Source organism: Pseudomonas sp. Q1 (genome assembly GCF_009935975.1).
Lineage (GTDB): Bacteria > Pseudomonadota > Gammaproteobacteria > Pseudomonadales > Pseudomonadaceae > Aquipseudomonas > Aquipseudomonas palleroniana.
In genome coordinates this window covers 92,747-106,179 of sequence record NZ_QODI01000002.1, presented here as the reverse complement: position 1 = coordinate 106,179, position 13,433 = coordinate 92,747, and the positions used below count along the sequence as shown (strand labels likewise).

Annotated in this window: 11 protein-coding genes and 1 tRNA gene; 3 read left to right on the top strand and 9 right to left on the bottom strand. The window is 59.0% G+C overall.

The genetic code is table 11. The features are described from left to right. Nucleotides 1–90 precede the first annotated feature (90 nt). Nucleotides 91–549, bottom strand: coding sequence for an Hsp20 family protein (locus tag DK870_RS03295; protein ID WP_060752735.1), 459 nt, complete (start codon nt 547–549; stop codon nt 91–93). Between the two features lie 407 nt (nt 550–956). On the opposite strand from DK870_RS03295, the gene DK870_RS03290 reads away from it, so the two are divergent. Beyond that, nucleotides 957–1,976, top strand: coding sequence for an acyltransferase (locus DK870_RS03290; RefSeq protein WP_161547905.1), 1,020 nt, complete (start codon nt 957–959; stop codon nt 1,974–1,976). A 266-nt stretch (nt 1,977–2,242) separates the two neighbouring features. Here DK870_RS03290 and DK870_RS29290 read toward each other — a convergent pair whose 3' ends face one another. The 3 genes from DK870_RS29290 to DK870_RS03280 all read right to left on the bottom strand — a co-directional run bounded on the left by DK870_RS29290 (nt 2,243) and on the right by DK870_RS03280 (nt 5,206). Next, nucleotides 2,243–2,404 carry a hypothetical protein gene (locus DK870_RS29290; RefSeq protein ID WP_162843529.1) on the bottom strand — a complete coding sequence of 54 codons (162 nt, stop codon included), beginning with the start codon at nt 2,402–2,404 and terminating at the stop codon, nt 2,243–2,245. Nucleotides 2,405–2,640: 236 nt separating this feature from the next. Then, nucleotides 2,641–2,714, bottom strand: a tRNA-Cys gene (locus tag DK870_RS03285). A 212-nt stretch (nt 2,715–2,926) separates the two neighbouring features. Further along, on the bottom strand, nt 2,927–5,206 hold the full coding sequence (locus tag DK870_RS03280) for an acylase (protein WP_161547904.1): 2,280 nt from the start codon (nt 5,204–5,206) through the stop codon (nt 2,927–2,929). 234 nt (nt 5,207–5,440) lie between these two features. Here DK870_RS03280 and DK870_RS03275 point away from each other — a divergent pair, with 234 nt between their 5' ends. After that, nucleotides 5,441–5,821 carry a fe2+ zn2+ uptake regulation protein gene (locus DK870_RS03275; protein WP_161547903.1) on the top strand — a complete coding sequence of 127 codons (381 nt, stop codon included), beginning with the start codon at nt 5,441–5,443 and terminating at the stop codon, nt 5,819–5,821. A gap of 14 nt (nt 5,822–5,835) precedes the next feature. Here the strand turns inward: DK870_RS03275 and DK870_RS03270 are convergent, their stop codons facing one another. Beyond that, nucleotides 5,836–6,030 carry a hypothetical protein gene (locus DK870_RS03270; RefSeq protein ID WP_161547902.1) on the bottom strand — a complete coding sequence of 65 codons (195 nt, stop codon included), beginning with the start codon at nt 6,028–6,030 and terminating at the stop codon, nt 5,836–5,838. 605 nt (nt 6,031–6,635) lie between these two features. Here DK870_RS03270 and DK870_RS03265 point away from each other — a divergent pair. Then, entirely contained in the window at nt 6,636–9,446 is a 2,811-nt protein-coding gene (locus DK870_RS03265) for a membrane-targeted effector domain-containing toxin (protein WP_161547901.1), read from the top strand. A 148-nt stretch (nt 9,447–9,594) separates the two neighbouring features. On the opposite strand, the gene DK870_RS03260 is transcribed toward DK870_RS03265, so the two are convergent. From DK870_RS03260 to DK870_RS03245, 4 genes are read right to left on the bottom strand one after another with little or no spacing between them, the layout of a single operon-like run. Further along, on the bottom strand, nt 9,595–10,317 hold the full coding sequence (locus DK870_RS03260; protein ID WP_161548163.1) for an ABC transporter permease: 723 nt from the start codon (nt 10,315–10,317) through the stop codon (nt 9,595–9,597). Nucleotides 10,318–10,352: 35 nt separating this feature from the next. Then, nucleotides 10,353–11,552 carry an ABC transporter substrate-binding protein gene (locus DK870_RS03255; RefSeq protein ID WP_161547900.1) on the bottom strand — a complete coding sequence of 400 codons (1,200 nt, stop codon included), beginning with the start codon at nt 11,550–11,552 and terminating at the stop codon, nt 10,353–10,355. Continuing rightward, a complete protein-coding gene (locus tag DK870_RS03250) occupies nt 11,539–12,342 on the bottom strand; it encodes an ABC transporter ATP-binding protein (RefSeq protein ID WP_161547899.1) in 804 nt (267 codons plus the stop codon). Before DK870_RS03250 ends, DK870_RS03255 begins: the two co-directional genes overlap by 14 nt. Further along, a complete protein-coding gene (locus DK870_RS03245) occupies nt 12,339–13,400 on the bottom strand; it encodes an acyl-CoA dehydrogenase family protein (RefSeq protein ID WP_090370831.1) in 1,062 nt (353 codons plus the stop codon). The genes DK870_RS03250 and DK870_RS03245 overlap by 4 nt, the downstream gene beginning before the upstream one ends. Nucleotides 13,401–13,433 lie beyond the last annotated feature (33 nt).

Below are 13,433 nucleotides of genomic sequence, written 5' to 3'. Positions count from 1 at the left end.
GACGCACTCGGTCGCAAGAATCTGTTGCTCACCGTTACGCCGGAGCAAAAAAAGGCGCTCCTGAGAGCGCCTTTTTTTATTACCACTGACTTACTGCAAGCTTACCTGACGTAGTTCGGGTTCTTTCCCGCCACCGATCGTGATGCGTTTAGGCTTGGCCTCTTCAGGCACCACACGCAGCAAGTCGATGCTTAACAGCCCGTTGTTCATCGAAGCGCCACGCACCTCAATGTGATCTGCCAGGCGGAACGACAACCGGAATGCCCGTTGCGCGATGCCCTGATGCAGATAGGTGACTTCTTTGTCGGTTTCCCGCTTGTCACCCACGACTGTCAAGACGCCCTTCTCGACCTGGATATCCAGATCCGCTTCAGTGAGTCCGGCTACGGCAATGACAATGCGATATTCGTCGTCACCGTGCTTTTCCACGTTGTGAGGCGGATAGGTGTTTGGAGCCTCGCTGCGCAGCGCCGACTCAAACAGGTCATTGAAGCGATCGAAGCCCACGGATTGACGGAACAAAGGGGCCAGCGAAAGGGTAGTAGCCATCTCGAAATCTCCTGATTAAATCCAAGTGATTAAGTGCGCGACCCGCATTCGGCGTCGCGTGCTGAAAATTTATGTGCGCCGAAAAAAATTTCAAGAGGGGTGAAAAAAATTTTTACATTCGCGTAATCGGGTTGCTTTGGGCGATTGATGCCTATCGACGTCGGTTGCTGAAGGCTGAAGACGGCTCAGGCGGTATAGCGGTTTTGATGATCACTGCGGACAACGAGGAAGGCGTCACAGGCATACGAGCGCGCTCATCAACCGATCTGTCGAGCATTAATGAAAGAGAGCCGGCATTAGTGCGCGGTGATCTCACATAAAACAGGTCCATACTGTGTATCCAGCGCGGCGAGCCTTGAAAGATTTTTCGGGTATACTGCGTTCTTTTTGCGCAGATGATCCAACGAATGCTCAATTCAATACAGACACTCAGAGCTTTGGCTGCATGGCTTGTTGTCCTTCATCACTACATGCAAATCGCGCACAACTTCAAACTTACCGATACTGTTTCAGTTGCGTTATTCAAGTACGGCGCTATCGGCGTTGATTTATTTTTCGTGATTAGCGGCTTTGTCATTTATCTGTCCGCTTCAGGAAAAAATCAGACACCCATGGTGTTTGCCCTTCACAGAATCGTAAGGATCGCACCCGCCTATTGGCTATTCACGCTTATCACGGCTGCCTTGCTGATGTTTGCACCAGGCATTGTGCCTCTGACCTTATACGACCCTATATTCTTGATTAAAAGCTTGTTCTTTATTCCAGCGCAGAATCCGTCCGGGATTGGGCTATTCCCAATCATTACGGTCGGCTGGACTTTAAATTACGAAATGGCATTTTATGCAATCTTCTTTTTTACACTCTTCGCTCCTGCGAAGTTCAGAATACCCGCCATCGTCCTTGGCGTATTTCTGCTTGGAAAAGCCATACCCGAACTGGGTGGCGACTTTGTTTTTTTTACGAACAAAATCGTCTATGAGTTCTTATTCGGCATCTTCATCGCCTACGCCTATCAGAAAGGAATTATTCAGAAGATACCGACAACACTTGCAGCGCTAATGACAGCTATCGCTCTATGGAAAATAACCGACTACGGGCCAGTCAACCATGACCCATTCCGATCTGGCCTGCCCTGCGCCGTCATTTTAATCGCTGCCGTATCTCAAGAGCGACACTTCTCGCGCATTGGTTTCCTTCGGCAGCTAGGCGACTGGTCCTATTCCACCTATCTGTGCCATGTGCTTGTAATGTGCCTGCTGATTCAATTTCAGTTAGCCTTTAACCTGAGTGACTGGATGACGTTTGCACTGATTGTATTGGGGATCGGTGCGGTTTCTTATGCAAGTTTCACTTTCATTGAACGTCCTCTTTCAAGGCTCACAAAGCACAAAATGAAAGGCGCACTTCCTGCTTCCACCTCTGCGTGAAGCAGGAACAGAAGACACGCCTGCCGCATAAAACGCAGGCGCTCACGGCCGTAACCAGCTGCCAAAAGGGTCTGTACATTCAGCTACAGACATTCCTCTTGCCCTATACGATTTACCTACAGCGCAAGCACGGTGATATAGAAAAGGCGAGATTCGAATAGTCGCACGCAAGCGTCCCAGCCCTCCCTGGGGCTGTCCTGACTACAGGTAAATTCGAGGCAATTAAAAACCCGGCGCGGTGGCCGGGCTCGACGCATTACACATTTTCAGTTGTCGGGATGCTCGCTCGCCACTGAATCAGCAGCGTCTACATCCGACATGTCCTCTTCAAGAGGCGCGTCATCGTCTGGAGGCAATGGAATACCATCCTCATCGCGCTTCGAATCGTGCCCTGTCTGATTGTCCGGGGCGTTCTCGTTGATTTCCATGCTGGCTCTCCGTTCTAACGCACAGGATATCCGCGCTTAAAGATGGGAGTCGGCAGGTTGTAGCGAGTGCCGGGCACTGGACGAACGGCGCAAAGCAAAAGGCCTCGTGCAATGGCGAGGCTCGAAGTAGGTGTGGGGCCAGAACCGCGCAGATAATTGTCCCAATTGCCTGGCCTAGCAAAATTGGCAGGCACAAAAAAAGCCCCGCAGCCTAATGGCTGCGGGGCTTTCGAGAGTGGAGGCCGAGGTCGGAATCGAACCGGCGTAGGCGGATTTGCAATCCGCTGCATAACCATTTTGCTACTCGGCCTCAAACGATCAATGCCCTTACCACTGGCATTCACCGCATATAAACTTGAGTGGGCTATAAAACCCTGCCTCTACTCTAACTCATTGAATACATTGAGGTTTTTAATGCCTCGTTGCGTTCGATGGGCGCCATTATGTACTCATTTGCTTTTGCCTGCAACCCCTTGATTTCAAAAATATTTCGTATTGGCATCAAGGGGTTGCGGGGCTGTCTTACTCCTGGATGCGTTGCTCCTGGTACTGCGGGTCGACCTTGATCTGGGCGTCGGTGAATGGCAGTGGGCGCAGTTTTTTATCGGAGAAGGCTTGGGTCTGGTCCTTGGCATGTGGCGAGGTGGGGTTGCTGGATTCGGAGAACGCCAGCAGGCCGAGGGCTTGGGGGCCTTTGTCGTCGAAGGTGACGATTTGCAGGTAGCTGGTGCCGCTGATGACTTCGCGTTTGCCGTCGGCGCGGGGCACGGTTTGCATGGCGTTATAGATGCCCAGGTGTTGCGGGCCGCCGTGCATCGGGATTTGGCCGCTGACTTGGATGTCGCCCCAGCGGCTCAGGCCAAGTTTGCTCACGGCTGCCGCCGACGCGAGCATGGCTTCGCGCAAGACCTTGGCCACGGGGGCTCGGTCGATGGCCAGGCCACGCGGCGTGGTCAGCGGCTGGGCTGGGTCGAAGGCAACGCGCCAGGCATCGGGGATTTGCTGCAGGTGGTCTACCAGGTTGATGAAGTGCACCAGGCCCAGGCCGCTGTCGAGGTTGGCGTGCTGGTCCCAGTTTTTCAGGCTGGCGCACAGTGGCTGCAAGGCCGTGGCGTCGGCGCCGAGGTGTTTGGCGCAGAATTCGAGCAGGTCGGGCATCACTTGGCTGGCGAGGTACACCTCGTTGTCCATGACCATATTTTGCAGGTCATTCACGCTGATCGGCTGTTTTTCCAGGGATTGCAGGCGCTGCACAGCGAAACGCGCACGCGGGCCGAGGCCGATGTTGTCCTGGCTGATCACCGGTGAGAACCCGGTCAATGGCGACTTGGGATTGACCAGCCACGCCGAGTCATTGGAATGCTGCACGTAGTCACTGCGTTGCAATTGCGGCAATTGGTCGGCGGGGAAGATGCCGGGCTGGGCCGCGCGCGGGTCGATGTCCCAGGCGCAGGCGCTATGGGCGCCATCGAGCAGGATCATTTGCAGGCCGGCCCGTGGGTCGCTGCACTGTGTGAGTTTGGCGGCGCTGACGTTGGGCACCACCGACAGGTTCATGTACAGGCTCTGGCCCTGGTCGTCGGCGGCCAGGGTGTTGACCCACGGAATACCTTGCAGGCTATGCACCGAGGTCTGCAGTTCCTGGAGGCTGGCGGCGCGGTTCATCGCGTACCACTGCTGCAACACGCGGTCATTGCCCAGGTTGGCGTCGCGCAAGCTGAACGCGTAGCGGCTGTCCCAGTCCAGCTTGCCGGGCCATAGCACCACGGGGCCGAACTGCGAGCTATAGACCGTATGCGTCTGCGGTTTGAGGCCACCGCCGGGTTGCTTGACTTGCACCGTCAGCGTGGTTTTATCCAGGGGGATGGATTTGCCGTCGAGCAGGTAACGCGTGGAGTCCTTGGGGTCGAGCGTCAGCCGATACAGGGTGAAATGCTTGGAGGTGTCGACCGTATGTGTCCAGGCCACATGCTGGTTGAAGCCGATATTGATCACCGGCAAGCCTGGCAGCGCCGCCCCCATCACATCCAGTTGGCCTGGAATGGTCAGGTGCATCTCATAAAAGCGCATGCCGCCCACCCAAGGGAAATGCGGGTTGGCCAACAGCATCCCACGGCCATTGAACGAACGGTCGCGGCCAACCGCCACCGCATTGCTGCCCCGTTCAAGGTTGAAGCGCTGTTGATGGGCCGCGGCCAGCTCAAAGGCTTTTGTGCCAGGTTGCACACGCGCCGTGGCTTGAGGCGGCGCGGCGCCGACCAGGGCTTCGGCGAATTGGCCGACGCCGCCTTCCACCAGCAGCCGGCGTGTCAGCTTGACCAGATCCTCCACCACCAGCGGTCGAACCCAGTCAGCCTGGCACTGAGCGGGTGCGCCCTGCTCTTTCAGATAGCGGTTGTAGCCCGCGACATAACCTTCCATGCGCTGGCGCATCTGCGGGCTCTGCGCCTTCCAGAAAGCGCCAACCGCCTCAGGGGTGTTGAGCCAGGTGAAAAAGATATCGCTGGCAAGGTTGTTACGCTCCTCCAGCGTCGCCTGCTCCGGGCCAAAGAACCTGGCGCGCTCGCCGTTCACGGTGACCACTTCGTTGGCCAACAGACACAGGTTGTCCTGGGCATAGGCATAGCCGATGCCGTAGCCCAGGCCCCGCTCGTCATTGGCACGAATGTGCGGCACGCCGTATGTGGTGCGGCGGATTTCTGCGGATGCCTGCGCCAGCGGCTCGCGTGCCGATACGGCAAGACTCGACCCCAGCAATGCCCCTGCCAGGCACACCCTCACCCACCCGTTGGAAATAATCACGCAAGCTCCACAGTCAAATTGAACAACACGCGGGAAACCTCCCCACCCTAAGGACGCATCCCGCCGGGAACAATTTAGCCACGGCATGGGTGATTTGCAGCGTTTGACCTGTGACAAACGTGATACCGACAAATTTTCTACATCTGCCGCTTCATGATTTACGTCGCTCGTTCGTCTTATTGGCTAAGAGCGCCATCATTTTTCCTGATCAGGCTCTGATAAGGAGTTTTTTGCATGTACAACTCGCAACTGCCCACGGACGGACACTCACCGGCTGCCGATGCCCATTTCAGCGCCGGCCCCCAAGCGCTTGGCAAAGCCACTGAACAGCAAGGCAACCAGCGCATTCGCCATTTGCTCAAATGCTTCGGGCTGCGCACCAGCCTGATCCGGCTGAAAGTCATCGACGCCCTGCTCACTGCCGCAGACAACCAGCGCACCCTGGGGGTACGTGGCGTGCACAGCCATTTGCTCGAGCTGGGCATTCCGCTGTCGTTTCTCAGCGTGCGCGAGGTGCTCAAGCGCCTGTGCAGCGAGGGCGTGCTCACCCTCAATGCCGACAAAAGCTACAGCCTGCATGAAGAGGCTGCCAAAGTGCTCGACGGCCGCGCTTGAATCCCGCCGCGAGATCAGAAGCCAGGCTTGACCTTGCGCCGCATGATGCCGTTGATGACCACCACGATCACTGCCACGGCAATGGCGATGTACTGGAAGGTTTTCTCGCTGATAACTCCAGTGTTCTGCAGGTGAGACAGGCCAAGCATGGTCGCCAGTACGATCAGGGAAATCAGAATGGAATATTTCAAACGTTGCTTTTGGGTCATGACGGGTTCCTGAACCTAGAGAGTATGTCTACTTTGTAACGCCGCGACCTATCCGTTAACGGGGATGGATCGGTGAGTCGGCCAGCGCCTATGTTACAGACGATGTAAACGTTTGGCTCCGTGAGATCGGCTCTTACACTCTCAACCGCCTGGCGCTGGAACCCAAACACCTGTTTTCAACACCTCAGAAGAGTGCCTGACACTAGGGATCGACCTAGGGAAGGTGCATCTTTCCGGTACGAACACAGGTGTTAAAGCCAATGCTCATAAGCCCTTCGCCGCTCTCCCCACCTGCATTGCCGCAATCCATTACAGGCCAGACGTCTTTTCCAACGGAGCGTCTTCCGATCGATAGCCGCCCGACCTTGCCGCCCTTGGGCAATCTCGGCGGTGCCTTGTCCTGGGCCGTTCCACCGAGTATCGAACAGCAACGCGCCATTGAAACCCTGGTCACCGACAATACGCCCAACCTGCCCGGCTTCACTCGGCTGGGGCGCGCCGGAGCGCTGGACTACCTGATGAACCTACAGCCGTTGTCCACTGAGGCACTAACCGACCTGGACAAGGCTTTCGAAACTCTGCTCAAGACGCCCCAGGCGCGGGTATTGGGCAACGCCATACGGACCCGACTTGACGGCATCGAGACCGATACCAGTGTGGCGGACTATGTGCTGGCGGCGATCCATATTGGTCTCGACCCCGAATCGATCAACACGCCCCATCGCAACAGAGTGGCCAATTTCGACCTTGCAAGCGAGCGCCATTGGGGCAAATCCGCCGCAGAAGTGATCAATGAACTGGCCCACCATCTGGAACAGCAAGGCAGGACCGCAAAAGGCCGGGGCCGGTTGGCGGCCCGTCTGCTATTGGCAACCCGGGCGCCCGAATTTCTGGTCAAGGACATTCCCCCTCAGGTGGTCTATGGCAGCCAGGCGTGGGCCAACCTTTGCATCAATGTGGCTACACAGGAAGCCCAAGCTCCCGGCTCGGTCCGCCACAAAACCTATGCCCAGGTCATGATCGATGCCGAAGCCTCGCAGATTCCACCCACCGAGACGACGCTGCTGAACGCGCTGATCGATTGGGCGGTGTGCAATGGTCACCTTCCCAAGCGCTATGACGATCACTACGACAGCGAAGAAATAGCCGGTGCGCAAACTGCCTTCAACGCTCAACAGGACGCCCTGCATATTGCCTCCAGCCGACTGGGTGACGCACTGCCCAGTCGCAAGGCCATGGCCCTGGCCGCGCTAAAGGCGCATTTCCCGGATGTGGCGGATGACGTCTTCGAGAAACGAGTACTGTCGATCAAGCACCGCGAGTTCAACCCGGGTGCACGCTCAATGCTCGACATCATCATGGAGGGACACACACTGCCCCTTGGCGAAGAATGGCAAACCTTTGATAAAGCCGTGCCGCTTAAGCGCTTCAATACGTTCAGCCGGAGCGCAGACGCAAACATCCTGCAGGCATTCAACTTCGCGCTGGACGCGCAAAAGCAACTCCACCAGACACTCGTCAAATACCTGATCGCCAACCTGCCGCTGGAGGATCGGGAAAATCTTGAACAAGGAAAGCTCGAGTTTTACAAGGAAGGGACTTACAAAATCGGCACGGGCTTTCTCGATACCCCTGAACTGATCGAGCAAAAAAACCGCCTGCTGCTGAAAGTCACGCGCAATAAAGAAACCCATCTTTATGCGCTGGACCCGGAAAAGGGCTTGCTGACAAAGCGGCCCAACCTCAACGACCTCAAAAGTAGCCGAAACGGCAGCACCCTGTTCCAGGCCGAACGGGTGCAGCCGCAAGGCAAAAATGCGCAAACGCTACAGGACGTCAGGATTAGCCCCGGTGTCCCCAAAAGCTTCTCCAGCGAACGCAGCCAGCACATCGCCGAGGTTTACGTCGCGGCCCTCGGCCTCGAGCAACAGGCGCGGGGGCTTACCTCCTATGACGTAGAGCGAGGGCAGCAAGCAGCCGTCGCCGATTTTCTGCTGGACCTTGTGCCGCTCAGGTCAGCCATCGTCAACTTCCGCGCCGGTCACTACGGTGCAGGCGCCTTCGACTTGACGCTGGATATTTTTGCGCTTGTCACGGCCGGCCTCGGGGCTGGCGGCAAGGTACTCAAAGCCTTGAAAAGTACCGGCTCCGCCGTCAGCAAAGTGCTCAAGGTCGGCAAAATCTTCGGCACCGCCACCCTGGGTGAACTCAACCCTCTGAGCGGCACCGGCGATCTCTGGGTGGGGGCTGGAAAACTACTGACTTGCGGGCTGAGCACTGCCGCGCAGGGCATTAAAAAACTGCGCGGCACCGCCACCCGCGTGGATTTGCTGGAAGCCTGCAAACACTTTGAGTCAGCCGCCAACGGGACCTTTAAATTGGGCGAGCACACCGTCGAAGGCAGTGCCGTGTTGCTCAACGGTAAATGGTATGCCTTCGATGCAGACAGGATGCAGCCCTACGGCTCCCCCCTTGAGGACTTCTCGGCCCTGCAGACATTGGCGCCCAGCCCCAACACCCACACCCCAGGCACACACCGCGTTCACCCCTACCATCACAGTGGTCTGCGTCAACGACCCAAAATTACCCGCAAGGCGTTGCCCGAAGGCAGCTACTCGGAAGCCACGAAAGGCAAACTGGAGGTCGGCCATTTCATTCGAGGTGATGGAAAAGATGAAACCTTCAAAAAATTCGTGGATGACATGTTCGAATTTTATGACGAGATAGCTCTCAACCCAGTGCCGCGCCCGACGCTGCCGTCCCTGGCGGGAGAGGTCGAAATACCCGAGCTGATTACCCGTTCCTTGCAAGCTGCGGATGGGATCGTGTTTGGGGAGAAGCATGATCAGATGGCCAGTTTCAAATTGCTGGCACAGCAGATTGATACGCTTGTCAGCCAAAAAGTAAAAAAGGTGTATTTCGAAGGCCTGATCGATTTGCCTCCCTACGGCCTGGTGGACGACGGCATCGGCATGCTCGGCAAACAGATGCCGCGCACCAGCCCGACATTCGAGGAGCTTAAAAAACTATTTGAAAGCAAGGGCATCGAGGTCTTGCCTCTGGACCACTATTATTTGACGCGGCACAAGGACGTAAAGGCGCTCTATGGCGCCACCACAACAGGTTCCGGCTCTGTACAACGGCTTCAGGAGTTCAACTACCACGCCTCGGAGGTCATCCAGGCCAACTCGGGCACCGAAAAATGGATTGCCCTGGTGGGCGCCTCTCACATGAACACCGCCGAGGGCGTTCCGGGCCTGGCCGAGCTGACAGGCGCCATCGGTATCGGCGTATTCGACAACCCGGGCATCGCGAAGTCCATCGGCCTCAAAGACACCCGTCAGCTGCCCGACCCCATGAAGCCCTTGAAACCGGGGGATGTGCCTGGCGACTTGCAGATCTACATGAAACCCTAGACGCAGCGAACAACCCCGTGGCGAGGGAGCTTGCTCCCGTTGGACTGCGTAGCAGGCCCAGTCTTTTCAAACCAAAAGCTGGGGGCCGCTTCGCAGCCCAGCGGGAGCAAGCTCCCTCGCCACGGGCCAAAATACCCAATGAACCGTATCAACGCGCATGCACCCACCGCTGATGCAGCCAGCGCGCCAACGCATCCAGTGCAAAGCCCAGCAGCCCGATCAGCACCACCATGGCCATCAACTCCGAATACGCCAACCGATCGCGGGTATCGAGAATGTAGTAGCCCAACCCGGCACTGACCCCGAGCATTTCGCACGGCACCAGCACGATCCACAGTATCCCGATGGCCAGGCGCACGCCCGTCAGCACATGCCCTACCACACCGGGAATGATCACCCGGCGCAACGTCTCCCAGCGCGTGGCGCTCAAGCTCTTGCTCAACTGTAGCCAGCGCGGGTCCAACTGGCGCACGCCGGCGGCGGTATTGAGCATGATCGGCCACACGGCGGCAAAGGCCAGCAAGAAGTAGATCGGCTGGTCGCCGACGCCCATCAGCATCACCACGATAGGCATCCAGGACAGCGGTGAAATCATCCGCAGAAACTGAAACGCAGGCGTCGTCGCGGCCTCCAGATTACGCGAACTGCCCACCAGCAACCCCAGCGGCACCCCTGCCAACAACGCCAGGAACAAGCCGACGAAGATGCGTTTGAGGCTCACCGCAACGTGCAGGTACAACTCACCACGCCCTAGCAGTTCCCACAAGCTGCCGGCGGTGGCCGCCAGCGAGAAGCGCGCCGACAAACCGTCCGCCTCGCCAAACACCTTGACCCCCAGCCACCACAGCCCCAGCAAACCTGCCAAGCCCATCAACCCGAGCAGCCAGCCCGGGATTACGCGGTTGTTCAAACGCCGATCTCCTCGTGCCGTTCAAACCCGTCCGGCAAACCGAACGTCTGCATGCCGCCGACCGCCTCGATGGCGTTACGCACGAAGCGGTCATCCACCAGGTCCTTGGCGACCAACGCCGGGTCGAGGTCGGCGAGGAATTTCTTGTCGCCCTCGATCAGGGTGTCCTTCAGGCGGCGCACCAGTTCTTCGGTGTAGCTGGGAAACGGGTAAGGTTGAAAGTCGATACGGTGTTCGTCCCAGTCGGCATGCCGGATTGCACCGTCGGCCAGGTAGGCGGCGCGGTCGCCGGCCAGCGGTGCCAGGACTTTACTCAACACCGGCTCGGCATGGGGCGTGTAGCGGTTCGGGCCGTCCTTGGAGAGCAATTTCACCGCCGCTTCGCGATTGTCACGGGTCCACACCTGGGCCTTGACGATAGCGTTCACCACCTTCTGCGACCACTCGGGACGGTTGGCCAGGTCATGCTCGTGCATGAACACTACGCAGCACGCGTGGTTGCGCCACACATCGCCGGTAAAACGCTGCACGCGGCCCACCTTGAGGTTTTCGGCCAGGGCATTGAACGGTTCGGCAACGATGTAGCCGTCGATGCGCTTGCTGGCCAGGGCCGGCGGCATGTCTGAAGGGGGCAGCACGATCAGGTTGACCTCGTTGGCCGCGATGGCAGTGCCCGCGGCGCGAGCCACAGGGGTCAGGCCGTTGTCGCGGAACAACTGCTGCACCACCACGTTGTGGATCGAATACCAGAAGGGAATCGCCACCGACTTGCCGCCCAATTGCTTCACATCGGTAATCCCGGGGGCCACGGTCAACCCGGAGCCGCCGACGTGGTTCCACGCCACCACCTTGGCCGGCACTTGGCTGCCGTAACGCGCCCAGACGGTCATCGGCGACAACAGATGAATCACGTTGACCTGCCCGGAAATGAACGCCTCGATCACCTGGGCCCAACTGCGCAACAGCACCGGGCGCTCGGCCTTGATGCCTTCGGCCTCGAACAGGCCGTTGTTATGCGCGACCAACAGCGGCGTCGCATCGGTGATCGGCAGGTAGCCGATGCGTACCGGCGCGTCCGGCTCGCTGGCGGCGCGCGCTTGCAGGCTGCTCAGCAGGGGCAAGGCACCGGCGGCGCTGAGCACCGCCGAGAGTTTGAGAAAGTCACGGCGCGAGTGGGTCAGGTCATCCAGACACATGGTTAAGCTCCTGTTGATCAAGGGGGTTGGGTTGAGGGCGGCTCGCCTGCCGTAAGGTTTTCAGAATGTCGATACGCAGCGCACCGATGGCCTCCACCTGCTCTTCCCGAGGTTGCGGCAGGTCGATGTGCCATTCGCCCAACGTGCGCGCCGGGCGGTTGCCCAGTAGCAGGATGCGGTCGGACAACAGCAGCGCTTCGTCAATATCATGGGTGATCAATACCGCCGCCGAGCCTTGCTCGCGGTTGACCTTGAGCAAAAGGTGCTGCATATCGGCGCGGGTCACTTCGTCCAGGGCACCGAATGGCTCATCCAGCAATAGCACCTGCGGTTGCCGCGCCAGGCAGCGGGCCAGCGCCGTACGTTGGGCCATACCGCCGGACAGCTGTGCCGGAAACTGCTGGCGTGCGTGCTGCAGGCCGACGGCGGCGATCGCATGGTCGACCCGCTGACGGCGCTGTTCGTGGTTCAAGCGCGGTTGGCGGTCGAAATCCAGGCCAAAGGCGACATTCTTTTCCAGGTTCAGCCAAGGCAACAAGCTGGGGTCTTGAAAGGCGACCGCCACGCGCGGGTGCGGGCCGCTCAACGGTTCACCCAGCACGGTGACAGTACCGCCCTGGGGCGCCTGCAAACCGGCGAGCACCCGCAGCAGGCTCGACTTGCCGACCCCGCTGGGGCCCAGGATCGACACCACTTCACCGGCTTGCAAATGCAAGTCAAAGCCTTGCAGCACCGGGCCGGCGGTGTACCCCAGGCAAATGCCCTGGGCGCTCAGTACCGCCCGGCTCACAGGCTGGCCTGGCGCTGCAGCTCGGTGCGCAGTTGCACCAGGCTTGGAGTCACGATCGGCACAAAGGCCGACTCTCGCCAGCGCCGGGCGAAGCCGCTGCCGTGGGCGGTGAGGTAAGCCTTGCCGCCGCTCGCCTGCAACTCAAGTTGCACGGCACTGCCGGCGGTTTCGGCCAGGGCGATGCGCAGCTTGAACAGCGGCACCGGCTCTGCGGCGAAACGTCCGGCGAGCAAGCCATTCTTGAGCTCGGTGACCAGATGATCCAGGGTTACGCGCAGCGCTTCCAATTCATCGCGCAATACGGTGCGGCTGGCGCCCAAATGGTTGGCCACCTCTGCCAGGGAGCGGCGGGCCAGGCCTATCGACATGCCACATTGCAGCCCCAGGAACGCCGGGCGTACTGCCGGCAGGAACTTGCGCGCATCCTCATGCAACAACCAGTCACGACTCAGCGCGACGCCTTCCAGGCCCAGGGCGGCCGTATTGCTCGATTGCAGGCCCAGCAGGTCCAGGTCGCGGGAGCGCTGCAAACCCGCCACGGAATCCGGGATCGCCAGGATAAACGGCGCTCCACCCTGAGCGTCCTCGATCGCCGCCGCCGCGACAAAACCGTTCTTGCGCAGGTTGGTCACCCAATGCAGGCGACCGTTGAGGGTCCAGCCGTCGGCGGTCGGTTCGGCGCTGATCTGCAACGCCTCTATTCCGGACAAAAACTTCATCGCATTCGACAGCCCCGTGGCCCCGGCCAGCTTGCCGCTGAGCAAGTCCGGCATCAGTTGGTCACGCAGCCGTTCATTCGGGCTTTGCAGCAAATATTCGATAAAGGAGCGCTGGCCCCAGCAGACAAACGCCGCCGCCAGGGAGTGGCTGGCGACATTGGCGATCGCTTCCACCGCACCGGCCACATCACCGCCCAGGCCGCCGAGGTGCTTCGGCACGCCGATACGTAATACGTCGGCTTGTGCCAGGCGTGGCAACACTTCCTGCGGATCGCAACTGCCCACATCCAGGGCCTGCGCTTGAACATCGAGCCAACGGCTCAAGATTGGGTCAAGCATTTATGTATCTCCTTTTTACAGCAGGTGGACCAT